The sequence below is a fragment of the Nocardia neocaledoniensis genome (assembly GCF_029868625.1).
Classification (GTDB): domain Bacteria; phylum Actinomycetota; class Actinomycetes; order Mycobacteriales; family Mycobacteriaceae; genus Nocardia; species Nocardia neocaledoniensis_A.
The window spans coordinates 48,090-68,125 of sequence record NZ_JARWOJ010000330.1 but is presented as its reverse complement, the minus strand read 5'-3'; the positions used below and the strand labels follow the sequence as shown (position 1 = coordinate 68,125).

Annotated in this window: 22 protein-coding genes; 9 read left to right on the top strand and 13 right to left on the bottom strand. The window is 69.7% G+C overall.

What is annotated here, in order from left to right; genetic code table 11:
* Window positions 1-8 precede the first annotated feature (8 nt).
* From QH270_RS25170 to QH270_RS25155, 4 genes are read right to left on the bottom strand one after another with little or no spacing between them, the layout of a single operon-like run.
* The gene (locus QH270_RS25170) at window positions 9-974 is read right to left on the bottom strand and encodes an ABC transporter substrate-binding protein (protein ID WP_280346564.1); all 966 of its coding nucleotides are present in this window, start codon (window positions 972-974) and stop codon (window positions 9-11) included.
* 27 nt (window positions 975-1,001) lie between these two features.
* Window positions 1,002-1,760 carry an ABC transporter ATP-binding protein gene (locus tag QH270_RS25165; RefSeq protein ID WP_280346563.1) on the bottom strand — a complete coding sequence of 253 codons (759 nt, stop codon included), beginning with the start codon at window positions 1,758-1,760 and terminating at the stop codon, window positions 1,002-1,004.
* Between the two features lies 1 nt (window position 1,761).
* A complete protein-coding gene (locus QH270_RS25160) occupies window positions 1,762-2,613 on the bottom strand; it encodes an ABC transporter permease (RefSeq protein ID WP_280346562.1) in 852 nt (283 codons plus the stop codon).
* A 5-nt stretch (window positions 2,614-2,618) separates the two neighbouring features.
* Window positions 2,619-3,914: an aryl-sulfate sulfotransferase gene (locus QH270_RS25155; RefSeq protein ID WP_280346561.1), complete on the bottom strand. Its 1,296-nt coding sequence runs from the start codon at window positions 3,912-3,914 to the stop codon at window positions 2,619-2,621.
* A 158-nt stretch (window positions 3,915-4,072) separates the two neighbouring features.
* On the opposite strand from QH270_RS25155, the gene QH270_RS25150 reads away from it, so the two are divergent.
* The gene (locus tag QH270_RS25150) at window positions 4,073-5,131 is read left to right on the top strand and encodes a LacI family DNA-binding transcriptional regulator (protein ID WP_280346560.1); all 1,059 of its coding nucleotides are present in this window, start codon (window positions 4,073-4,075) and stop codon (window positions 5,129-5,131) included.
* 19 nt (window positions 5,132-5,150) lie between these two features.
* On the opposite strand, the gene QH270_RS25145 is transcribed toward QH270_RS25150, so the two are convergent.
* Window positions 5,151-6,170, bottom strand: a complete 1,020-nt coding sequence (locus tag QH270_RS25145) for a hypothetical protein (protein ID WP_280346559.1) — start codon at window positions 6,168-6,170, stop codon at window positions 5,151-5,153.
* A gap of 83 nt (window positions 6,171-6,253) precedes the next feature.
* Entirely contained in the window at window positions 6,254-6,454 is a 201-nt protein-coding gene (locus QH270_RS25140; protein ID WP_280346558.1) for a hypothetical protein, read from the bottom strand.
* A gap of 169 nt (window positions 6,455-6,623) precedes the next feature.
* Between QH270_RS25140 and QH270_RS25135 the strand changes: the two genes are divergently transcribed.
* Complete coding sequence (locus QH270_RS25135) at window positions 6,624-6,983, top strand: YciI family protein (RefSeq protein ID WP_280346557.1); 360 nt, start codon at window positions 6,624-6,626, stop codon at window positions 6,981-6,983.
* Here the strand turns inward: QH270_RS25135 and QH270_RS25130 are convergent.
* Window positions 6,980-8,209, bottom strand: a complete 1,230-nt coding sequence (locus QH270_RS25130) for an RNA polymerase sigma factor (protein ID WP_280346556.1) — start codon at window positions 8,207-8,209, stop codon at window positions 6,980-6,982. The two genes, QH270_RS25135 and QH270_RS25130, sit on opposite strands and share 4 nt — an antisense overlap.
* Window positions 8,210-8,230: 21 nt before the next feature.
* Window positions 8,231-8,806 carry a helix-turn-helix domain-containing protein gene (locus QH270_RS25125; protein ID WP_280346555.1) on the bottom strand — a complete coding sequence of 192 codons (576 nt, stop codon included), beginning with the start codon at window positions 8,804-8,806 and terminating at the stop codon, window positions 8,231-8,233.
* Between the two features lie 108 nt (window positions 8,807-8,914).
* On the opposite strand from QH270_RS25125, the gene QH270_RS25120 reads away from it, so the two are divergent.
* Window positions 8,915-10,336: an MFS transporter gene (locus tag QH270_RS25120; protein WP_280346554.1), complete on the top strand. Its 1,422-nt coding sequence runs from the start codon at window positions 8,915-8,917 to the stop codon at window positions 10,334-10,336.
* Between the two features lie 21 nt (window positions 10,337-10,357).
* Here QH270_RS25120 and QH270_RS25115 read toward each other — a convergent pair whose 3' ends face one another.
* The 3 genes from QH270_RS25115 to QH270_RS25105 all read right to left on the bottom strand — a co-directional run bounded on the left by QH270_RS25115 (window position 10,358) and on the right by QH270_RS25105 (window position 13,210).
* On the bottom strand, window positions 10,358-11,155 hold the full coding sequence (locus tag QH270_RS25115) for an SAM-dependent methyltransferase (protein WP_280346553.1): 798 nt from the start codon (window positions 11,153-11,155) through the stop codon (window positions 10,358-10,360).
* Window positions 11,156-11,294: 139 nt separating this feature from the next.
* Window positions 11,295-12,617 (bottom strand): DoxX family protein, encoded by a 1,323-nt coding sequence (locus tag QH270_RS25110; RefSeq protein WP_432420426.1) that lies wholly within the window; start codon window positions 12,615-12,617, stop codon window positions 11,295-11,297.
* Window positions 12,614-13,210: a M15 family metallopeptidase gene (locus tag QH270_RS25105; RefSeq protein ID WP_280346552.1), complete on the bottom strand. Its 597-nt coding sequence runs from the start codon at window positions 13,208-13,210 to the stop codon at window positions 12,614-12,616. The genes QH270_RS25110 and QH270_RS25105 overlap by 4 nt, the downstream gene beginning before the upstream one ends.
* An 89-nt stretch (window positions 13,211-13,299) precedes the next feature.
* Here QH270_RS25105 and QH270_RS25100 point away from each other — a divergent pair, with 89 nt between their 5' ends.
* The 5 genes from QH270_RS25100 (at window position 13,300) to QH270_RS25080 (ending at window position 17,382) form a co-directional block, all read left to right on the top strand.
* Window positions 13,300-13,977: a response regulator transcription factor gene (locus QH270_RS25100; RefSeq protein ID WP_280346551.1), complete on the top strand. Its 678-nt coding sequence runs from the start codon at window positions 13,300-13,302 to the stop codon at window positions 13,975-13,977.
* Window positions 13,970-15,046 carry a sensor histidine kinase gene (locus tag QH270_RS25095; RefSeq protein ID WP_280346550.1) on the top strand — a complete coding sequence of 359 codons (1,077 nt, stop codon included), beginning with the start codon at window positions 13,970-13,972 and terminating at the stop codon, window positions 15,044-15,046. Before QH270_RS25100 ends, QH270_RS25095 begins: the two co-directional genes overlap by 8 nt.
* Window positions 15,047-15,338: 292 nt before the next feature.
* Window positions 15,339-16,262, top strand: a complete 924-nt coding sequence (locus tag QH270_RS25090; RefSeq protein WP_280346549.1) for a helix-turn-helix domain-containing protein — start codon at window positions 15,339-15,341, stop codon at window positions 16,260-16,262.
* A gap of 345 nt (window positions 16,263-16,607) precedes the next feature.
* Window positions 16,608-16,976, top strand: a complete 369-nt coding sequence (locus QH270_RS25085) for a VOC family protein (protein WP_280346548.1) — start codon at window positions 16,608-16,610, stop codon at window positions 16,974-16,976.
* Between the two features lie 226 nt (window positions 16,977-17,202).
* Window positions 17,203-17,382, top strand: coding sequence for a hypothetical protein (locus tag QH270_RS25080; protein ID WP_280346594.1), 180 nt, complete (start codon window positions 17,203-17,205; stop codon window positions 17,380-17,382).
* Between the two features lie 10 nt (window positions 17,383-17,392).
* Here QH270_RS25080 and QH270_RS25075 read toward each other — a convergent pair whose 3' ends face one another.
* Entirely contained in the window at window positions 17,393-18,229 is an 837-nt protein-coding gene (locus tag QH270_RS25075; protein WP_280346547.1) for an LLM class F420-dependent oxidoreductase, read from the bottom strand.
* A 110-nt stretch (window positions 18,230-18,339) separates the two neighbouring features.
* Between QH270_RS25075 and QH270_RS25070 the strand changes: the two genes are divergently transcribed.
* Window positions 18,340-18,957, top strand: a complete 618-nt coding sequence (locus QH270_RS25070) for a TetR/AcrR family transcriptional regulator (RefSeq protein WP_280346546.1) — start codon at window positions 18,340-18,342, stop codon at window positions 18,955-18,957.
* A 7-nt stretch (window positions 18,958-18,964) separates the two neighbouring features.
* On the opposite strand, the gene QH270_RS25065 is transcribed toward QH270_RS25070, so the two are convergent.
* Window positions 18,965-20,020, bottom strand: coding sequence for a lipocalin-like domain-containing protein (locus QH270_RS25065; protein WP_280346545.1), 1,056 nt, complete (start codon window positions 20,018-20,020; stop codon window positions 18,965-18,967).
* Window positions 20,021-20,036 lie beyond the last annotated feature (16 nt).

Below are 20,036 nucleotides of genomic sequence, written 5' to 3'. Positions count from 1 at the left end.
GTGTGCCGCTACCGTTTCGACGGCAGGAACCTGTCGTCGAGGAACGTGGCGTAGGGCGGCAGTTCGGTGTCGGCGGGGATCTTGCCCTGGGTCTTGGCCCACCTCCCCAGCTCGTCGAGCTTGGTCGCGAGGTCGGGGGCGAGTTGCAGGGTGAAGTCGAACTGGGGCAACACCGTTCGCAGCAGTTCGGGCTGGAGCTGCGTGGCCGCGGCCACGGCGGCCAGAGCGGGGTCGGCCAGGTTCTTCAGGTCCCGGCCTGCGTCGTCCAGCGCGGCGAAGAAGGACGAGAGCGCGGCGGACTTCGTGGTGACGGCGTGCTGCGAGGCCAGATACAGGCTGTGCTGGCGGTAGGTTCCGCCGGTCAGCTCGATCGCGTCGGCACCCAGCGCCTGCACGACCTGGGCCTGGTACGGCTGGAAGATCGAGACGGCGTCGACATCGCGCTGGGTCGCCGCGGTCACCGTCGCGGACGGCGCCACCTGCACGAGCTCGGCGGCGATGCCCTGGTGCGCCAGGGTGTTCGCGACGAAATAGGCCGCACTCGTCCCGATCGGCGTGCCGATCGACTTGCCGGCGAGATCGGCGACGCTGTCGATGCCCGCGCTGCGGCGCGCGACGATCCGCGACCCCTCCCAGCGTGCGCCGTCGCCGACCACCCGCAGCGTGGGTGATTTGGTGAGCACGGCCGCGCTCGGCACATCGGCCGCGGTGGCGACGTCGAGCTGACCGGCCGCCACGGCCTGCAGTGCCTCGATTCCGGACGGGAAGTTCACGACCTTCACCTCGACGTCGTGCTTGTCGAAGTAGCCCACCTTGTCGGCGACGGGGATCTGTGCCCAGGACGGGTCGACGACGAAGCCGACGGTCAGCGTGGTGGGGTCGTCGGCATCGGCGGCACCACAGGCGGCGCCGGTGACGGCCAGGGTGGTCGCGGTGAGCGCCGCGACGATGCTCCGCAGGAGAGATGTCTTCACTGGGTGGTCCTCGGGTGGTTGGGCGGATCAGGCGATGGCGTGGGTGATCCCGAGCCGGTGGTGCAGCTGTTTGCGGATGTCGCTGTAGCCGGCTCGGTCGGCGAGCGTGTCCGCGGGCCGGGGCCGGTCGAGCGGATTGGTGAGGTGTTCGGCGATGCCGCCGTCGTCGAGCACCACGACGGTGTCGGCGAGGCGGATCGCCTCGTCGATGTCGTGGGTGACGAACACGACGGTGCGCCCGTCACGTCCCCACAGACCGGTGAGCAGGTCTTGCATCTTGAGCCGGGTCAGGGCGTCCAACGCGGCGAAGGGCTCGTCCATCAGCAGCACCGCGGGTTCGCCGGCCAGCAGCCGGGCGATACTGACGCGTTGCCGCATGCCACCGGACAGTTCGCTGGGTCGCCGGTCGCGCACCGAGCGGGCGAGCTCGACGTCGTCGAGCAGTTCGGCGACGCGCCGCGGTCGCTCGGCCGCGGCGATGCCGCGAGCACGCAACGCGAAGCCGATGTTGTCGGCCACGCTCATCCAGGGGAAGAGCACGTCTCGCTGGAAGGCGACACCGCGCCGCGGCTCGGGCGCCGTCACCGGAATCCCGTTGTCGCGCACCAGTCCCGACGTCGGGGTGATCAGGCCGGCCAGGCAGTGCAGCAGCGTCGACTTCCCGGATCCCGACGCACCGACCAGGACCGTGAACGAACCGTCCTCGATGGTGAGATCGATGCCGTGCAGGGTCGGTGCCGGGTTGCCCGGATAGTGCACGACCAGGTCTTCGGCGCGAATCGTCATGTCAGTGCTCCTCCGCGGCCCAGCGCGTGATCGGTGTGGTGGTGGCGGCGATGATCGCGTCGACGAGCGCGCCGAGGACGCCGAGCACGATCAGGCAGGCGATCAGCCGATCGGCCTGCGAGAAGAGCTGGGCCTGATAGATGCGGTAGCCGATTCCCGCGGTGGTGCCCGACATCTCGGCCACGACGATGAGCACGAACGCCATGGCGGCGCCGACCCGGAGTCCGGCCACGATGTCGGGAGCAGCTTCCGGCAGGACGATCTCGCGCAGTGTCTGCGCTCGTCCGGCCCCGAGGCAGCGAGCCGCCTGCAGGTAGTCGCGGGGCGTACTCGCCAACCCGACGTGACTGTTGATCCACACGGGCACGAACACCCCGAGCGCGATGACCAGCGCCTTGCTGCCCTCGCCGAGCCCGAACCACAGGATGGCCAGCGGGACGAGCCCGATGGTGGGGATGGGCGCGAGCAGCCGCAGCACCGGTCGCAGCAGGCGGCGTCCGAGGGTCGTGGTCGCGGTGATGATCGCGGCGCCGATACCCGCGGTGGCACCGAGCACGAAGCCACCGGCTGCGCGGCGGAGGCTGGCGAGGATGTCCTCGGCGAGGAGGCCTTCGCGCTGGAGATCACCGGCGGCGCCGAGGATTTCGGGTATCCCGGGCAGCAGGGCATCCGGGAACCGGCCGGAGGCGACGAGCAGGGTCCACGCGAGCGCGGCCAGCGCCGGCCCGACGACGATCCAGCCCAGCGAGCCCGCGCGGGCGAACCACGCCGGGGCTCGTCGCCGAGCAGGTGAGCGGGGGCGGCCGCGGCGTGATGTGGCGGGCGGGTCGGTGGTACGCACGATACTTGTCATGGTGGTCAGTCCTTCCCGTTCACCGGTCCGCCGGGCACCCAGTCGAAGGGGACCGCTTGCGCCCGGTAGACCAGGGGTGTCCGGGTGAGCCGGTCCACACCGGGCACCCGCGGCTCGCGCACCTCCGGCTCCCCCGCCACGCCGTAGCCCTCGTACGGGCTGTGGTACTCCCAGACCACCTCGCCCTGGGGCGTGACCTGGAAGATCCGGCCCTGCATACCCTCGGTGATCAGGGTGTTGCCGTTGGGCAGCCGCTGGGCGTTGCTGACGAAGGAGCTGAAGAACGTCCACGACGGCCGGCCGGAGTCCTCCGCGGTGTACTGCCAGACGATCTGGCGGGTCGTCGGGTCGATCTCGAGCACGCGCGAACCGGCGTAGATACCCAGCGGCGCGGGCGGATAGCCGGCGCCGCCCTGATTGTCGAAGACCAGGATGTTGCCCGCGCCGGGCAGTCCGGCCGGGATCAGGTGCGGGTTGTGCTGTCCGGAGATCTGGTCCACCGGGCGGGGCACCTTGTGCACGTTGACGCGCTGGTGCTGCGCGCCCGGCGCCTCCTCGAAGTAGGGGCCGAGCCGCCACACGACGGCGCCGGAGCGCTTGTCGATCAGCGCGATCACGTTCGCCTTGCGGAAGCTGACCAGGATGTTGTCGGGGTGGAACACGCCCTCGGGATCGTCGTCGTGCCACCGGTTCGGGCCCAGCGGCGTCGCGCTGTTCATCTCCAGGTAGCCCCAGGGGTCCTCGGGGTCGCGCGCGGCCGTGGCACGCAACGCCTGCCTGCCCTCCTCGGAGAAGCCGAACTCGTCGAGGTGGTCACCGGCCAGCCACTGCCAGACGATCGCGCCGCCCGGGTCGACCTCGTACAGGCCCTGGTCCCCGACCGTCGCGTCGACGCCGAGCTGGGCCACCACCCGCGGCACGGTGACCAGCAGCAGCCGGTTGCCGTTGGGCAGCAGCTGCCAGTCGTGGTTCTGGCGAGCCGCCCCGCCGGGCGCCTGGCGTCCCCACTCCCACACCACCTCTCCCGCCCAATCGAGCTGTCCGACAGTGCCGTTGGCATAGATGCCGCCACGACCGTCGCCGCTTTCGGTCAGCTGCACACCGACATGACCGCGGCTGCCGCCCGTGAGCGCCGGATCGAGGAGCCGCGGCGGCACGCCCGCGTGCGGCCACTCACGCACCACGGTCCCGTCGAGGGCGATGAGGCGGGTGATCGAATCCGCTCCGGTGAACAGCACGAGGCTGTCGTGGGCGTTCTCGGGCGCGTGGTGGGTGACTCCCGTGAGTCGTGCGTAGGCCATGGCGTCTACTTCACCTGTCGGTTGTTGCGGGTATGGGTCGTGAGAGTTAAGGATCTAATCGATTAGCGTAGAGATGAGCACGGCACAGCACAGGGTAGGAATCACGATGAACGAAAGCCTTCGGCACGGACCGGCGGCCCAGCAGACTGGATCCGATTGTGACCGCTAAACGCCCCACCCTCGCCGACGTCGCCGGTCGCGCCGGGGTCTCCACCGCCGTTGTCAGCTATGTGCTCAACGACGGTCCACGTCCGGTGTCGGACGCGCTGCGCGCCAAGGTGTTGGCGGCCGCCGACGAATTGCGCTATCGCCCGGATCGGCTGGCCCGCGCGCTGCGGCGGCCGCGGCGCTGGCGTCAGATCGGGCTGCTCGTCCCCGATCTGACGATTCCGCTCTACGCGGCACTGGTCGGGCGCACCGAGATCGAAGCGCGGGCGCGCGACCACCTCACCATGATCGGCAACAGCGGCTACGACCCCGAGCGCGAACTCGAATTCGCCACCGCCTTCACCGATGTCGGTATCGACGGGCTGATCGTGGTCGGCGCCGTCGATCCCGTGGCGACGGGCGCGGTCTGCGCGCGGGCACGGATGCCGGTGGTGTGGGTGCACAACACCAGAAGTCCCGTCGATTCGCCGGTCGTCGGGGCCGATCATGTCGCCGCGGGCGCGCTCGCCGCACGGCACCTCCTCGACACCCACGCGTGCCGCGACATCGTCTTCGTCGGTGGCTTCACCGCCGAGGACGTCCGCTACGGCGACCGGGAAACGGTCGACCAGCGCTACCGCGGGTTCGCCGCCGTCGCCGGCGCCGATGCCGCCGTCATCCGCACGGACCTGACCGGCGAAGGCGCCTACCGCGCGGTGCGCGAATACCTTCGCGCTCGGTCCGGCCCACCCGACGGCATGGTCGTGGGCACCAATGCCCAAGCGGCCGCTACTCTTCGCGCGATCACCGACGCCGGGCTCGACATCCCGCGCCGGGTCCGGGTCGTCGGCTTCGACACCAGCCCCGCCCAGCACTTCGGCCAGATCACCCTGACCTCGATCCAGCAGCCGATCGACATGATCACCCGCCACGCCCTCGACCGCCTGCTGAGCACGACCCCGGACTCTGTCGTCCCCGCTCCCCTCCCCATCACCCTCCACCCCGGCGAATCCTGCGGCTGCGGGAACCACATCGACCCCGTGACATCACCTGCTCCCACGCCGCGGTGACCAGCCTCGTTCCCGCCCTCTAGCGTCCGGGATACCCGGGCGCTGCCACGATCCGAGCGCAGGATTCCCGGTCGAGCGGAAGGCCGCTGCGCCGGAACACCAAGGAGCAGCTGCCGTTTCGTGGGTTCCAGATACGCGGGTTGGCGACCGCTGCGGCGAGGATGTCACGGCGCGTTGGCGACAGGCCGTGACGGTTGTCGTAGGGCGGGTCGAAGGCGGCCAGCAGCAAGGGTCCCCACGTGCTACCGAAGCCGGTCCAGTCCGCGTCGCGGATGATCGCCGATGCCGATGCGGCGATGCGGTCGAAGTCCACCCGGCCGACGGCGGCGCCGATCAGTTCGTCGAGGCGATAGGGCGCACGCTCGGCGAGACCGTGCTCGGCCGCGTGGCTCAGCGCGTCGACGATGACTTCGGTGGCCCTCGCGTCGTCCGCGAGGCCTGCCGCCAGGGCCGCGCAGGCCCGGACCGCGAGGTCGGGGTCGGCGAGGTACTGCTCGGCGGCGTCGAGATCGCTGAGACGCCGCACCCACCATGCGCGTTCGGCCGTGTCGGCCTTCGCCCGGGCATGCAGGCGCGCGGCGAGGGCAGGCCGGTGCTCGGCCAGTGCCGGTGTCTTGACCTGCGCCACCGCCGCGTGGACGGCCTGCTCGCGCAGGTGCCCGTCGGCGTGGTCGAGGAAGCCGGTCGCCACGGGGTAGGACTCCACGACTGCCCGCTGCAGCGCGACGACGAGGTCGTCGACATGGTCCTCCCGCATGGCGATCACGGTCGCGTCGGCGACCCAGCCGAGAAACTCGACGAGCGCGAGACGGACATCAGGGGCGACGTCAGCGCGTTCGAGCAGTCGCGCGATGACGTGCGTCGCCGGTGCGGTGGCCGACGACGGAAATCCCTGGTGCAGCACCGCCACCTCGAGGTGGTCGAGCGCGGCCTGCCGGGATACCGGGTCCGCCGAGGTGAGGGCCGCCAGGTGGGCGGGAGTGTCGGCCGCGCAACCGTAGGCGTGGGTGAGCGAACCCCAGTCGATCTCATCGAGCATGCGCACGTGGTTCCCTGGGAGGCGGTCACTGCCGAGCCCCGGCACGGTGACCGATCGAGCGATGTGGCGAATGTCGTCGGCTGCTAGGCGTACTCGTCGCGACCGGGGCGCTCGACCGGTGCCAGGAAGGTCGGTAGCGCGGTGGCGGTGCCGGTGTCCGCGAACGTCGGTGTGATCTCGCTGGGGCGGTCGGCACTGAAGACCGGGGTGGGGACGGCGGGGGGCTCGGCGCGCCGGAAGGCCGGCTCCGGCTGGTCGGCGGCATGCGGGTGTGGAGCGGTCACGGCGGGTTCCCCCTGAGCATTGGTCGCGCGGGCCGCGCGTTTCCGTCGAGCCTAGCCGTGTCCACCGACAGCGCCGGTTCGGGTCGGCGAGGATGACGGGAGCTGTCGAGAAACGACCACGCCCGTTCGTCATGTGTAGGACAGAACCCTTCCCCTTCGAGGAGTGATCATGAAGTACGCGATGTTGATCTGTGGCGACGACCGCGAGTGGGCCGCCTTGTCCCCCGCCGCCGAAGAGCGCGTGATGACCGAGGTCTACGGCTGGTTCGAGCGGTGGCAGCCGACCGGCAAGGTGGCCGAGGGCGGCATCGAGCTGCAGCCGAGGGACACCGCGAAGACGGTGCGCGCCGGGGCGAACGGCGAACCGGTGATCACCGACGGGCCCTACCTGGAGGTCAAGGAGGTCATCGGGTCGGTCATCGTGCTCGACTGCGACGATCTGGACGAGGCGGTGCGGATCGCGTCGACCTGGCCGCTCGCGCCGGGGGTGAGCGCGGTCGAGGTCCGTCCGCTGCTGACGCGCGACTAGGCGCCGGGGCGCCGAGGTCGGCCTCGGCGCCTGAGCTCCCCCACGCGGCGCGACATCAGTTCGCGCTCGGCGGGATTCGTCGCCAGCTCCAGTGCGCGCTCGGCGGCCGCCACCGCCTCGGACCGACGGTCCAGGGCGGCCAGCAGGTCGGCCCGCGTCGCATGCCAGAGGTGGTAGTCACGCAGCCGTTCGCCGAGGACCTCGACCTCGTCCAGCGCGGGGGCGGGGCCCAGGACGAAACGGGTCGCGACCGCGCGGTTCAGCAGCACCACCGGCGACGGATCCAGCGCGGACAGCCGGTCGTAGAGCGCGCGGACCTCGGTCCACGGGGTCTGCGCGTAGCTGGGGGCCAGCGCGTGGAGGGCGGCGATCCCGGCCTGCGTCTGGTACGGCCCCGGCCGCCCCTGCCGCACGGCCGCGCGCAGCCGCAGCACCGCGCGCTCGATCTCACCGGTGTTCCACTGCCGTCGGTCCTGCCGCTCGAGCAGCACGATGCGGCCGAGCGAATCGAAGCGCGTCGCGGCGCGGGCGTGGTGCAACTCGAGCAACGCGGTGAGGCCCGCCACCTCCGGTTCGGCGGGCAGCAATGCCGCGAGTTGTCGCGCCAGTTCGACGCTTTCGCCCGTCAGCTCCCGACGCTGCGCCGACCGCCCACTGGAGAGATATCCCTCGTTGAAGACCAGATAGATCACCGCGAGCACGGCCGGCAGCCGCTCGGCGTATTCCGTCGGCGGCGGCGGTTCGAATCCGATGCCACGATCACGCCATTGCCGCTTGGCCCTGGTCAGCCGCTGCGCCATGGTCGGTAGCGGAACCAGGAAGGCGGCGGCGATCTCGGCGGTGGTGAGTCCGCCCGCGGCGTAGAGCGTGAGCGCGACCCTGGACTGTTCGGGCAGCTCCGGGTGACAGCACGCGAAGATCATGGCCAGCCGGTCGTCCGCGCCCGGTTCCGGCACTGGTTCCGCGGCGACCCTGGCCAGCTTCGCCCGGCCGACCGTCGCGCGCCGCTCCCGGTCCAGCGCCTTGCGCCACCCGGTGGTGACCAGCCAGCCCGCGGGACTGTCCGGCACTCCGTCGACGGGCCAGCGCTCGAGCGCCACGGCCAGCGCGTCGGAGAGCGCCTCCTCGGCGAGATCGAAGTCGCCGAGCCGGCGGCTCAGCGCACCGAGCATGCCGATCGCGTCGGTGCGCCAGATCCGGTCGAGAAGTGCGGCCACGTCGTCCACGGGTTCATGGTGCACCGTGCGTCACTCCCCGGCCGGGGTCACTCGCGGCACGGCCTTGTCGCCGTGTGGGCCGAACAGGTGCAGGATCTCCACGGGGGTGTCGTCGACGGGGCCGAACCAGTGCGGGACGGTGGGGTCGAACTCCGCGGTCTCGCCGGGCGCGAGCAGGTGCTCGTCGTCGCCGAGGAGCAGCCGCAGCGTGCCCGCGAGAACATAGAGCCAGGCGTGTCCGCTGTGCGAGACCAGCCGCGGTTCGCGCGGTCCGAGTACATGTTTGAAGACCTGGACGCGCCCCGGGTAGCCGGTCAGCGGGACGACGACGCCACCGTTGGCGCGGCGGTGTGGTCGCAGGTGCATGCGCGGGTCGCCGGTGGCAGGCGCGTCGACCAGCCGGTCCAGCGACACCCGGTAGACGCGGGCCAGCGGCAGGAGCAGGTCGAGCGTCGGTTGACGATGACCGGTCTCCAACCGCGACAGTGTGCTCACCGACAGTCCGGCGCCCGCGGCGACGACGGTCAGCGAGAGCCCGCGCTCCCGGCGTAGCGCGCGGAGCCGGGGGCCGATCGCGGCCAGGGTCACGGCCGTCTCGATGTCCATCGGTCCATGTTTGCAGATTCCGCAAAGTCGCTGGGGTCACCGAACCGATGCCGAGCACCATCGACCGCATCCGGCGCACGGCCGGACGAACGGAAAGGCTGGTGTGGTGTGACCGAGACGATCACCTCCGAGGCGCCCGCGCTGTCCCCGCGCAGGCGATGGACAGTGCTGGCGATCTGCGCCTCGGCGCTGTTCCTGGTGGGATTGGATACGACGATCGTGACGGCGGGCCTGAGCGAGATCGGCCACGGTCTCGGCACGAGCGTCGACCGTCTGGCCTGGGTGGTCGACGCGTACACGGTGACCTTCGCGGGCCTGCTGATCACCGCCGGGGCGGTGGCCGACCGGTTCGGCCGACGGCGGGTATTCCGTACGGGGCTCGTGGTTTTCGCGGTCTCGTCACTGGCCTGCGCCGCGGCACCGTCCCTGCCGTTTCTCGTCGCCGCGCGGATCGGGCAGGGGGTCGGCGCGTCGATGATGACGCCCGTCGCGTTGGCCATCGTGGTCAGCGCCATGCCGGACCCGAGGGAACGCGCCCAGGCCATCGGTGTCTGGGGCGCGATGTTCGGGCTCAGCATGGCGGCGGGACCGGTGAGCGGCGGCGCGCTGATCGCGCTGTTCGACTGGCGTGCGGTGTTCTGGATCAATGTGCCGCTGGTGCTGGTGGCGATTCTGCTCGTGCGCGCCTTCGTCCCGGAATCGCGGGGCGCGCGGACGCGCAGGCTCGACGTGCCGGGCCAGCTGCTGTTGGTGGCGCTGCTGTGGATCGCGGTGACGGTGCTGATCGAGGGGCCGCGGGTGGGCTGGACCGCGCCGAGCACGATCCTCGGCTACGTGGCGGTGGCCGGGCTGACGGCGGCGCTCGTTCGGGTGGAGACACGGCGCGACGAGCCGTTGATCGAGCCTCGGCTGTTCCTGGTCCCCCATGTCGCCGGGGCCGTTGTGGGCGCGGTCGCCGTCTTCGTCGCCTTCAGCATGACCTTGCTGATGACCACGCTGTTTCTGCAACGGGTGACGGGTTGGTCCGCTGTCGCCGCGGGGGCCGCGACCCTGCCGATGGCCGTGGGCGCCACCGTCTGCGCGCCCGTCTCCGGCTATCTCGTCGGCAGGGCGGGGCCGCGCGTCCCGCTGTTGCTGGCGGGTGGGTGCCTGACGCTCGGCGGTGCGCTGCTCGCCTGCCTCACCGCCGGGATGAACCTGGCCTTGCTGCTGACCGCGTTGGCGCTGATCGGCATCGGGGTGGGTTTCGCCAACGCGCCGATCACCCAGACCGCGGTGAGCGGCCTGCCACCGGAACGCGCGGGTGTCGCCGCGGGAACCGCCTCCACCGCACGCCAACTCGGCACCGCGTTCGGTGTCGCGCTGGCGGCGGGCCTCGTCGCCGACGCCACCGCCGCCGGTTTCGTGACGGCCGCGTTGCCCGGGTGGCTGGTCGTGGCCGGATGCGGCGTGGTGCTGGTACCGGTCGCGGTGGTCAGCGAGCCCGAGGCTCGAGGCGATGTCACCGAACGTCGGATACCCGTGCGGTGACACGCCTTTCGGACCGTGCGATCAGGGCTTGCGGCCCACGGCGCCGTAGGCCGAGATCGGTTGCACCGAACCGACTTCGGTCGCCTCCGCGCGCCACTGGGTGATCGAGGTGAAGCCGGGCTCCACCAGCTCCAGCCCGTCGAAGACCGCGCGGATCTGGGCCTGCGGCCGCGGAATGTAGGGGGTGCCGCCGGTGCCGGTGTAGTTCTCGCACAGCGTGACGTAGGCCTGGCTGTCGTCGGTGCCGTCCCACATGATCAGGTAGCTGCCCGAGGGCACCGCGCCGACCACGGTCCGGACGATGCGCAGCAGGTCGTCGTAGGTGCGGGCGTGCCCGAGAACACCCATGAACATCACCGCGATCGGCTCGTTGAAGTTCAGCACGTTGCGGGCGTCGGCCACGATCTGTTCGGGATCGTGGAAATCGGAGTCGATGTAGGTGGTGACGCCCTCGGGGGTGGTGCTGGTGAGCAGGGCGCGGGCGTGGGTGAGCACCAGCGGATCGTTGTCCACGTACACCACCCGCGCGTCGGGGTTGACGCTCTGGGCGACCTCGTGGGTGTTCTGCATGGTGGGCAGGCCGGTACCGATGTCGAGGAACTGCCGGATGCCGTGCTCGCGCGAGAGGTAGCCGACCGCGCGGATGAGGAACTGCCGCGACTGCACGGCCATGGTGGAGATCTCGGGATCGACGGCCAGGCCGGCGTCCCCGGCGACCTTGTCGATCTCGTAGTGGTCCTTCCCGCCCATCCAGTAGTTCCAGATGCGCGCCGAGTGCGGGATGTCGGTGCGGATCATCGGTGTTTGCACGTCTGCCATGGTGCTCGCTCCTTCACGGGTGGGGACAGCATCACCGCCCCGGAACAGCATCCACCAGCAGCGGTTCATCTGATCGGTTGTGACAGTACAAGATTCGTTCCGGTACCGCCGGGGATAACGACGGAGAAAACTCCTTCTTTCAGCGGAAGTACGGATAATCCTGTACCCAGTGGAACCCCCGGTTACGCAGGGTGAAGCTGTCGAGATCCCGGCGCTGCAGGGTGATCACCACCTGGTCGCCGTTCAGTGTTCCACGCAGCAGGAGCCGGTCGGCGGCGGGTTGTTCAGGAGACAGGGTGGCCAACGGTCGCGCGTCGGCCGTGGTGAGTTCGAGCTGACGGGTCGACCGGAATTCGGCGCCCACCTGGACCAGTTCCCCGTTCATTCGCTGATAGGTCGCGGTGCCGGGGCGATCGAAGACCACTCGCTGCCAGCGGTTCTCGTCGGTGGTCAGTGGCGGGCGAGGCTGGCCACCACTGGTGAACTCCACGACGTCCCAGATTCCGTACAGCTCCGATTTCGGGCTGTGGGCACTGTATTGCTCCTGCCACACCACCCCGCGGTCGTAGCCGCAACCGAGGGCGACCCACAGCCCGAGGGCGAGCTGGAGCCATGCCGCGATCCGGTTCTTCCGTTCGGCGGTGAACAGAGCGGGGGCGGTCAGCGGTGCGCACGCGCGCTCGAGCACGAACACCTCGACCAGCCGTCGCAGGTACGGGGCGAGCAGGATCAGGCTGAACAGCAGCAGGTGCCCGGCCAGCAGCTTCTCCGGGATGTCGAAGGTCATGTTCAGCAGCAGGACCTGGGCCATGCTCGCGCAGCTCAGCACCGCCCCGAGGACCGCGGTCCGTGGCACGAACAGCAGCAGTCCGGCCACGACTTCCACCGCGCCGAGCGCCATTTCGTAGACGGGCGAACTGCCGACCTGCAACCACAGCACCGAGGCGGGGCTCAGGTCTCCGTAGGGCTGGAGCAGCTGGGCCAGGCTCGGCGGCGGCATCTGGGTGGGGAACAGCTTCGCGAAGCCGAAACTCAGCATCATCGCGCCCAGGCACAGCCGCAGCACCAGCGTGAACCAGGCCCACAGCCGAGGGTAGGCGGTGCGACGGTCCACCGCCGTCCAGGCAGCCGTGGCGACACCGGCGACGACGAGCAGGCAGAACGCCAGCACCCACATGGCCTGTTGATCGCCCGCGCCGGAGTCGGTGCGCAGCACCGCGTCGACCCCGAAGACCGTGCGGCCCACCCACCCGGTGACGGGGTCGGTGAACGGGGTGTTCCACGGCCCCGGATACCGGCGGACCCAGCGGCCGAGCAGTCCGAGCAGCGCGAACGGGATGTAGGTGACGAGCAGGCAGTAGAGGGAGCAGTAGACGACGCAGAACCGGAACGCGATCCGGGCCGGCGACGACCAGTCCGGCGCGGCGACGACCGGGGCCGGCGCCCGGACCGTGCCGATCACTGCCGCATCCTCGGGTCCTGCGTGGGATCGGCGTAGAGCGGCGGGCATCCCTGCTCGGCGGCATCGGGGCGCAGCTCGAAGTGCCAGGGTTCGTTGGCGTAGATCTGGCACAGGCCGTAGGCCGCGCCGTATGCCGACAGCCATTCCGCGGCCGCCGTCGGCCCGATGTCGACCGCCTCGCCCGATACATGCGCCGATGTGGTGGGCGTGGCCACCCAGCGCGCCGCTTCCGCGTAGGAGCCGTACTGCTCGACCGCCTCGCGCAGCAGCCGCTCCTGATGACTCGCCGACCGCCAGCCGCTGTTGACGACGAATTCCACCCCCTCGGAAGCGGCGTCGCGGGCCGCGCGGCGCAGTGCGGCGCGGAGGTCGGGGTCGAGATTGGTGACGGCGGGTACATCGTCGTAGACCGTCGTGCCGGGCGGCGTGCGGTCGACGAGCTCACCGAGCGAGCGGGCGGTCGAGAAGGACAGCGGTGCCTGCGACTGGAGGACGAGGACGCCGACCGCCGCGGCGCTGACGAGCACGGCGGCGGTCAGACTGGACGATCGGCGACGGGTACGCACGGTTCGTGCTGGTCGGCTGGTATTCATACGCTCAGTCAAGGCACTGTGCCGTTGCCGGGGCGTATGCGGTTTTCGATACGCCGGCGATATGTCCGGACGGGAAGAATCGAGATGCTATGCGCGTACTGATCGTCGAGGACGAACCCCTGATGGCCGAGGCCATCCGTGATGGCCTGCGCCTGGAGGCGATCGCCGCCGATATCGCCGGCGACGGTGACACGGCGCTGGAACTGCTCGGCGTCAACAGCTACGACATCGCGGTCCTCGACCGCGACATCCCCGGCCCGTCCGGTGACGAGGTGGCCGAGCGCATCGTCGCTGCGGGCGGCGGCACGGCGATCCTGATGCTCACCGCCGCCGCCCGGCTCGACGACAAGGAGTCCGGCTTCGCGCTCGGCGCCGACGACTATCTCACCAAACCCTTCGACCTGCGCGAGCTCGTCCTGCGGCTGCGCGCCCTGGACCGGCGGCGCGGCCACCACCGGCCGCCGGTGCGGGAGATCGCCGGCCTGAAAGTCGACGCGTTCCGCCGCGAGGTCTACCGCGACGGTCGCTACATCGCGCTGACGCGCAAGCAGTTCGCGGTGCTCGAGGTGCTCGTGGCTGCCGAAGGGGGCGTGGTCAGCGCCGAGGAACTGCTCGAGCGGGCCTGGGACGAGAACGCCGACCCGTTCACCAACGCGGTCCGCATCACCGTCTCCGCGCTGCGCAAGCGGCTCGGACAGCCGTGGATCATCGCGACGGTGCCCGGCGTGGGCTACCGCATCACCGCGCCGGACGGCGAGCATGCGTAGGGCCCCCGGTCCGAGTGTCCGGCTCAAGCTCGCGCTCAGCTATGCCGCCGTGATCATGGTGGTCGGGGCCATGCTGATCGCGGCCGTCTTCGTCTTCTATGTCGTGCTGCTGCCCCGCATCGGCGTCATCTACACGACCGGCTCGCTCGAGATCGACCGCACCCGCCTGATCCAGACCTTCGTCCCGTTCGTGGCCGCCGTGCTGGCCGGTCTGCTGATGGTCGGGCTGGTCGGCGGCTGGTTCCTCGCCGGCTGGATGCTGCGCCCGCTGGCCCAGATCACCGCCGCGACCAGGCTGGCCGCGACGGGGTCGCTCACGCACCGGATCCGGCTTCCCGGGCGCGGCGACGAATTCCGCGAACTCGCCGACGCCTTCGACGACATGCTGGCCCGGCTGCAAGCCCATGTCGCCGAGGAACAGCGCTTCGCCGCCAACGCCTCGCACGAGCTGCGCACCCCGCTGGCGATCACCCGCACCCTGCTCGACGTGGCCCGCAACGATCCCGACCGCGACATCACCCGGCTGCTGGACCGGCTCGCCGCCGTCAACACCCGCGCGATCGACCTCACCGAAGCCCTGCTCATCCTCAGCCGCGCCGACCAGCGGTCTTTCGCGCGCGAACCCGTCGACCTGTCGCTGCTGGCCGAGGAAGCCGCCGAAACCCTGCTCCCGCTGGCCGAACGCCACGGCGTCACCGTCGAGATCGCCGGTCCGCAGGCCCGGGCGCTCGGCTCGCCCGCGCTGCTGTTGCAGATGACCACGAACCTCGTGCACAACGCGATCGTGCACAATCTCGCGGGCCGGGGCAGCGTGTGGATCACGACCGGCATCGACGCGGACACCGCGGTACTCACCGTCGAGAACACCGGCGCCATGCTGCCGGCGCCGATGGTGTCGACCCTGGTCGAGCCGTTCCAGCGCGGCGCGACGCGCGTGCGGACCCACGACGCAGGCGTCGGCCTCGGCCTGGCGATCGTCGACAGCATCGTCCGGGCACACGGCGGCACCCTCCTCCTCACGCCACGCCCCGAGGGCGGCCTCCGCGCGACAGTGACACTCCGTCGCTGACCGCGCCGGCCGATCGCGCAGACCGGGGGGAACGGATGCAGAAATTCGCGATCTCGACCGTTGAGAGTGCATCCTGGCGGCGCCACCAGCGCGCTGATCAGGCCGTCGTCTCGAGCGCGGCGCCGTTGCCAGCGGCATGACAGCGCGGCTGCCGCGTGAGCAAACCCGTCGATGAGGTCGTCGGACCAGCTCGCACGAATCCCTCACCCGCGCTGCGAAGTTGCGAACTCGTGCGCGCATTTGCAAGTACATCTGCACGCACATTCCGTCACTGTGGTGCCAGACTCGACCTGTGCACACATACCGCAACCTCGAAGGCGATCCACAACGGGAAGCTCAGGCCGACAAGCGCATCGGAGACGTCCCCACAGTTCTACGTCGGATGCTCGGACTGAGGCTTCAGCAACTCCGCAAGGACGTTGGACTGACCCAGCAGGAGGTCGGCGAGAAGATCTGGGCGTCAGGATCGAAGATCAGTCGGATCGAGTCAGGTATGGTGCGGCTCGACCGGAGCGGCGTTGTCGAACTTCTGAGGTTCTATGGCGTCAATAACGCGAGCGAGCACGACAAGTATCTCTCGTTGGTCGAACTCGGCAGCCGTCCCGGTTGGTGGCATCGCGACAGCGACTCGCTCCCCAAGGGGTTCGAACTTCTCAACCTGGAGCCCGCAGCTCAGTTGATTCGGTGCTACGACCCGGCGGTGGTCCCAGAACTGCTGCAGACACCTGAATATGCCAGGTCCGCACTACAACTGAGCAATCCTGGGCGGCCCAACGACGAGATCGACCGACTGTTGGCTGTCCGATTGAAGCGGCAGCAGATACTCGATTCTCTCGACCCGCCACAACTTTGGGTACTGATCGAAGAAGCCGCGCTGCGACGCCAGATCGGCGGGGGCACGATCTGGCGCGAACAACTCGACCATCTCGCAAGGATGAGTCAGCGGCCGAGGGTCACGGTCCAGATCGTCAGCGATGAGTCTTTCGGGCCGACACGGGCAGGCGGCGCGTTTGTCTACCTGCGTTTCGTCGACGGTCATCTGCCCGACATCGTTTGCGTATCGCAGCCGACCAGCACGCTGTACCTCGAGGACATCGGAGACATCAACCGATATCTGCAAATAGCCGATCTGCTAGCGGTTTTCGCATCACGACCTCCCGACGCGGCAGACACGATCGCGCGGATACGACATCTCACAGAAGGGGTGAAATGCTAATTGGATACCGGTGATGTCGTGGCGATCTCGACTGCCATTGTGGCAGTTTCGGCCACATCGTCGCGCATCTTGGTCTGCGCGATCGCGCTGCGCGGTGTTCCTCCCAGCTATCGGCCCGCGGTGATCCAGGCCGTTTCAGAACTCTTCCGATCCGGCCGACGGGATCTGGGCCGGGGTGCGCACCTTGTGGTAGCCGAATCGGAGCACGCTCATCGGCAGTAGCTCAGCAAGACGGTCGGACTGCCCGGCCCGAGCTGGCCCCGGCCACCATACGTTCGAACGGACCAGCGACGCGGCAGCGCGGCGGGCCGTCATTTGCCATAGCCGTGGTCTACCGTCACGAGGATGGCCGAGACCATCGCTTTCGCGGGCGTGACCATCGACAGCAATGATCCCGCCGAGCTGGCCGGGTTCTGGCGAGCGGCGCTCGGGTACGTCACCCTGGCCGATACCGGGGACTATGTGATGATCGCGCCACCGGGGGTGGGAATCGGGGAGGGTCGCTATCTCGCGTTCCAGCGGGTTCCCGAGTTCAAGACGACGAAGAATCGGGTACACATCGACTTCCAGACCGCGACGCGGGACGCGGAGGTAACCCGGTTGACCGCACTCGGCGCCGAGGTGGTCGGTGAGCACGCGTTGCCGGGCTTCACCTGGACGGTGCTGCGGGATCCGCACGGCAACGAGTTCTGCGTGGTCTCGGCCGAGAGCTGAAGCGAGTTGACGGCGTGCGCGCGGGGCCGCACAGTGGATGGACAGACCGCGCACGGTCAGAGGTATCCACGAAGTCGGCGTAGTTCACCCAGGTATGAGCGTGATGATCGCACACGGGAAGGATGCGATGACGATGCGCGACCGACGGAGACGTTCTCGTGAGATCCGCGAAGTAGTTCACGCTCAGCCCCCGCACCAAGCCACCAAACGGGTGCTCTCGCTGCTCATGCTGGTCTGGCTGGGTGCCGGGTTGCTCGCGGCACACCAGCGAGACCATTTCACGACGCCGCCGGTCGAGTGCGGGGCCTGGGGCACGATCGCGCTGACCGTCGTGGCGGGGCCACTGAACTATCTTGGCGTCAACCCGAAGGTCTCCGACTGCCGACTGCCGGAACCGAGCCAGTGACCCCCTCGCCTCACCGCGCGAACGGCAGCTCCGGCGCCAGCGCGCGCAGTGCCGCGAGGTAGTCCTGGTTCAGCGCCTGGATCGCGACGTGGTCGGCGCCGGCGTCCACGTGCGCCACCAAGCCGGCGGCGATCGCGGCGGGCGTGCCGTGGATCGCGAGGATGTCGATCAGCCGGTCGCTACCCGGCGCGGTGAGGTCCTCCTCGGAGAATCCCAACCGGCGCAGATTGCTGACGTAGTTCACCAGTCCCAGGTACATGGGCACCATGTACCTGGCGATCTCACGCGCGCGCTCGGGATCGTCGTCGACGACGACCTTCTGTTCGGCGACCAGCAGCGCGTCCGCGCCGAGGGACGTGCGGGCGATCGCGGTGTGCTCCGGCGGGGCGAGGTAGGGCAGCGCGCCCGCGGTGCGGTCACGGGCGAGTTCCAGCACCCGCGGTCCCAGGGCCGCGAGCGCCCTGCGCTCCTTCGGCACTCCCGCCGCGTCGAGGTCGTCCAGATACGCCACCAGCGCGTCGTAGGGTTTCACCGCGCCCGGTCCGTTCGCCTCGCGATGACCCACCCCGATACCGAGCAGGAAGCGGCCGGGGAACCGCTGGTCGATCCGGTGGAACGATGCGGCGACGACGTCGGCGGGCGCGGTCCAGATGTTCACGATGCTGGTCCCGATGGTCAGCGACTCGGTCGCCGCCACCAGGGTTTCGGCCGTCCGCAGGTCCGCCGGTGGCGACCCGCCGAGCCACAGCGCGCTGTATCCGAGCTCTTCGAGCTCGCGAGCCGCTTCGGGCGTGAACCCCTGGAAATGGCGCCACACACCGAATGTTCCGAGATCATCTCTGGTCATGCCGGGGGCAACTCGGGCCACCGAGCCACTTATTCCGCGACGGTCCCATACCCTTTGGTAGGTTCGACTGTACGGCCGAGTACGGTCGGCGTGGCCGGAAGGAAGAGGGCATGACCGAGAATTCGCGGCCGCCGGCGCCGGTGTCCAAACGCAAAGCGGCGTCGGCGCGGGGAGCGGCACGCAGGCTCGGTGTCGAGGACTGGACCGCCGCCGCACTGAGGATACTGCTGCGCGAGGGCGTCGCCGCGATCACCATCGCCAAGGTGTGCGAGGAACTCGGCGTCACCAAGGGCAGCTTCTACTGGCACTTCGACGGCATCGACCAGCTGCTGGAGACCACCGCGCAGTTCTGGTGCGCTGATCACAACGACGCGGCCCGCGGCTTCCAGGATCTCGACGACCTGCCCCCGCAGGAACGGCTGGCCAGGATGGGTGAGTTGCTCACCGGGGAGCGGGTGTGGCAGGTCGAGCTCGCGGTGCGCGACTGGGCGCGCACCAACGCCAAGGTCGCCGAGGCGGTGAGGGCACTGGACCAGCGCATCTTCCATACCCTCGCGGGCACGCTGGTCGACATGGGGTTCTCCGCGGACCAGGCGGAGCTGCGCGCCGGCGTGATGTGCTTCGCCGGAATCGGTTTCGTGCACGGCAATCAGAACCTGCCGGTGCCGACCGAGGAGCAGCGCCGCGAGTTCTTCCGATTCATCACCAGCGAGCAGCCACCCGGATGAACCGCCCTCAGGTCAACGCGACGAGTTCGTGCAGCGTCGTGCCCGACCGCGTCTCGGCGCCTGCGCCGGTGCGCACGGTCAATTCGAAGGCGGATTCGAAGCGGAAGTAGCCGGGATGCCCGACCAGCCGGCGCACCAGCGGTTTGATCGGCCTGGCCCGCACCACGGGCAGATCGTCGAGCAGATCGTGGGCGTGGATGACCCGCGAAACCTCCAGTCGCAGTTCCAGTTCGCCGGGGACACGCAGCTCGATCCACTCGGGGTAGGTGCGGCCCGCGGTCGCGTCGAAGCGCGCGGGCCCCTCGGTGAGCTCGGTCTCGCCGGTGGACAACACGATCTCGGTGTCGTGCGCGAGCATGAGCGGGCTGATCTCGTGACCACCCGCGCGCTGCTGGGTGAGCACCGAGGCGTACAGCAGGGAGTAGTCCTCGACGTACAGCCTGCCCCAGTGCCAGCGCTCGATGATCTTCTTCATGTCGCCGACGCCCCAGTTGTGGTCGTGATACCCACGCCCGGTGACCTCGTGCCGCACACCGTCGAGTTCGATCGACCCGCGCACCACGGCTCGCGGCGCACCGACCATCCAGCCGAAGGAATCCGCGGTGCCGAAACGGGTTTCGCCCTTGCCGGGCATCCAGCCGGGGACCTCGTTGTGGAATCGCAGGTCGAACGCGACCCCGTCCTCCCGCATCCGCAGATGGTGGGTCGGCAGGCCGTCGGTGTGCTCGGTGCGCGCGGTGTTCGCTCCGATGCGGACGTCGCAGGCGTCGGGCGAGAACGCGGTGGCCGAGTGCGGGTAGCGCCGCGACACCTGGCGCCGGGTGCCGTCGGGGGCGTAGACGATCATCTCCACCCAGGGCCGCGACCACGGCAGGTCCTCCGGCCTGCGCCGGATCAGGAAGCCGATCACCACGTGGCCGGTGTCGAGATGGGCGTCGAAGTACCAGTGTTCGAAGGCGAGCTTGCTCGCGGCGGGATGGAATCCGTTGTGGTGCGGCTGGACCTCGGTGAGGACCGCGTCGCGACGGCCGGGTCCGTTCCATACTTCGACGATTTCTGTCATGGCTGCTTTCGGTCGG

Excerpts from the sequence above, each read along its gene's own strand:
- QH270_RS25165 (WP_280346563.1), bottom strand. The coding sequence starts at position 1,760 with ATGACGATTCGCGCCGAAGACCTGGTCGTGCACTATCCGGGCAACCCG.
- QH270_RS25160 (WP_280346562.1), bottom strand. The coding sequence starts at position 2,613 with ATGACAAGTATCGTGCGTACCACCGACCCGCCCGCCACATCACGCCGC.
- QH270_RS25155 (WP_280346561.1), bottom strand. The coding sequence starts at position 3,914 with ATGGCCTACGCACGACTCACGGGAGTCACCCACCACGCGCCCGAGAAC.
- QH270_RS25145 (WP_280346559.1), bottom strand. The coding sequence starts at position 6,170 with ATGCTCGATGAGATCGACTGGGGTTCGCTCACCCACGCCTACGGTTGC.
- QH270_RS25135 (WP_280346557.1), top strand. The coding sequence starts at position 6,624 with ATGAAGTACGCGATGTTGATCTGTGGCGACGACCGCGAGTGGGCCGCC.
- QH270_RS25125 (WP_280346555.1), bottom strand. The coding sequence starts at position 8,806 with ATGGACATCGAGACGGCCGTGACCCTGGCCGCGATCGGCCCCCGGCTC.
- QH270_RS25115 (WP_280346553.1), bottom strand. The coding sequence starts at position 11,155 with ATGGCAGACGTGCAAACACCGATGATCCGCACCGACATCCCGCACTCG.
- QH270_RS25105 (WP_280346552.1), bottom strand. The coding sequence starts at position 13,210 with ATGAATACCAGCCGACCAGCACGAACCGTGCGTACCCGTCGCCGATCG.
- QH270_RS25100 (WP_280346551.1), top strand. The coding sequence starts at position 13,300 with ATGCGCGTACTGATCGTCGAGGACGAACCCCTGATGGCCGAGGCCATC.
- QH270_RS25095 (WP_280346550.1), top strand. The coding sequence starts at position 13,970 with ATGCGTAGGGCCCCCGGTCCGAGTGTCCGGCTCAAGCTCGCGCTCAGC.
- QH270_RS25085 (WP_280346548.1), top strand. The coding sequence starts at position 16,608 with ATGGCCGAGACCATCGCTTTCGCGGGCGTGACCATCGACAGCAATGAT.
- QH270_RS25080 (WP_280346594.1), top strand. The coding sequence starts at position 17,203 with ATGCTGGTCTGGCTGGGTGCCGGGTTGCTCGCGGCACACCAGCGAGAC.
- QH270_RS25075 (WP_280346547.1), bottom strand. The coding sequence starts at position 18,229 with ATGACCAGAGATGATCTCGGAACATTCGGTGTGTGGCGCCATTTCCAG.
- QH270_RS25070 (WP_280346546.1), top strand. The coding sequence starts at position 18,340 with ATGACCGAGAATTCGCGGCCGCCGGCGCCGGTGTCCAAACGCAAAGCG.
- QH270_RS25065 (WP_280346545.1), bottom strand. The coding sequence starts at position 20,020 with ATGACAGAAATCGTCGAAGTATGGAACGGACCCGGCCGTCGCGACGCG.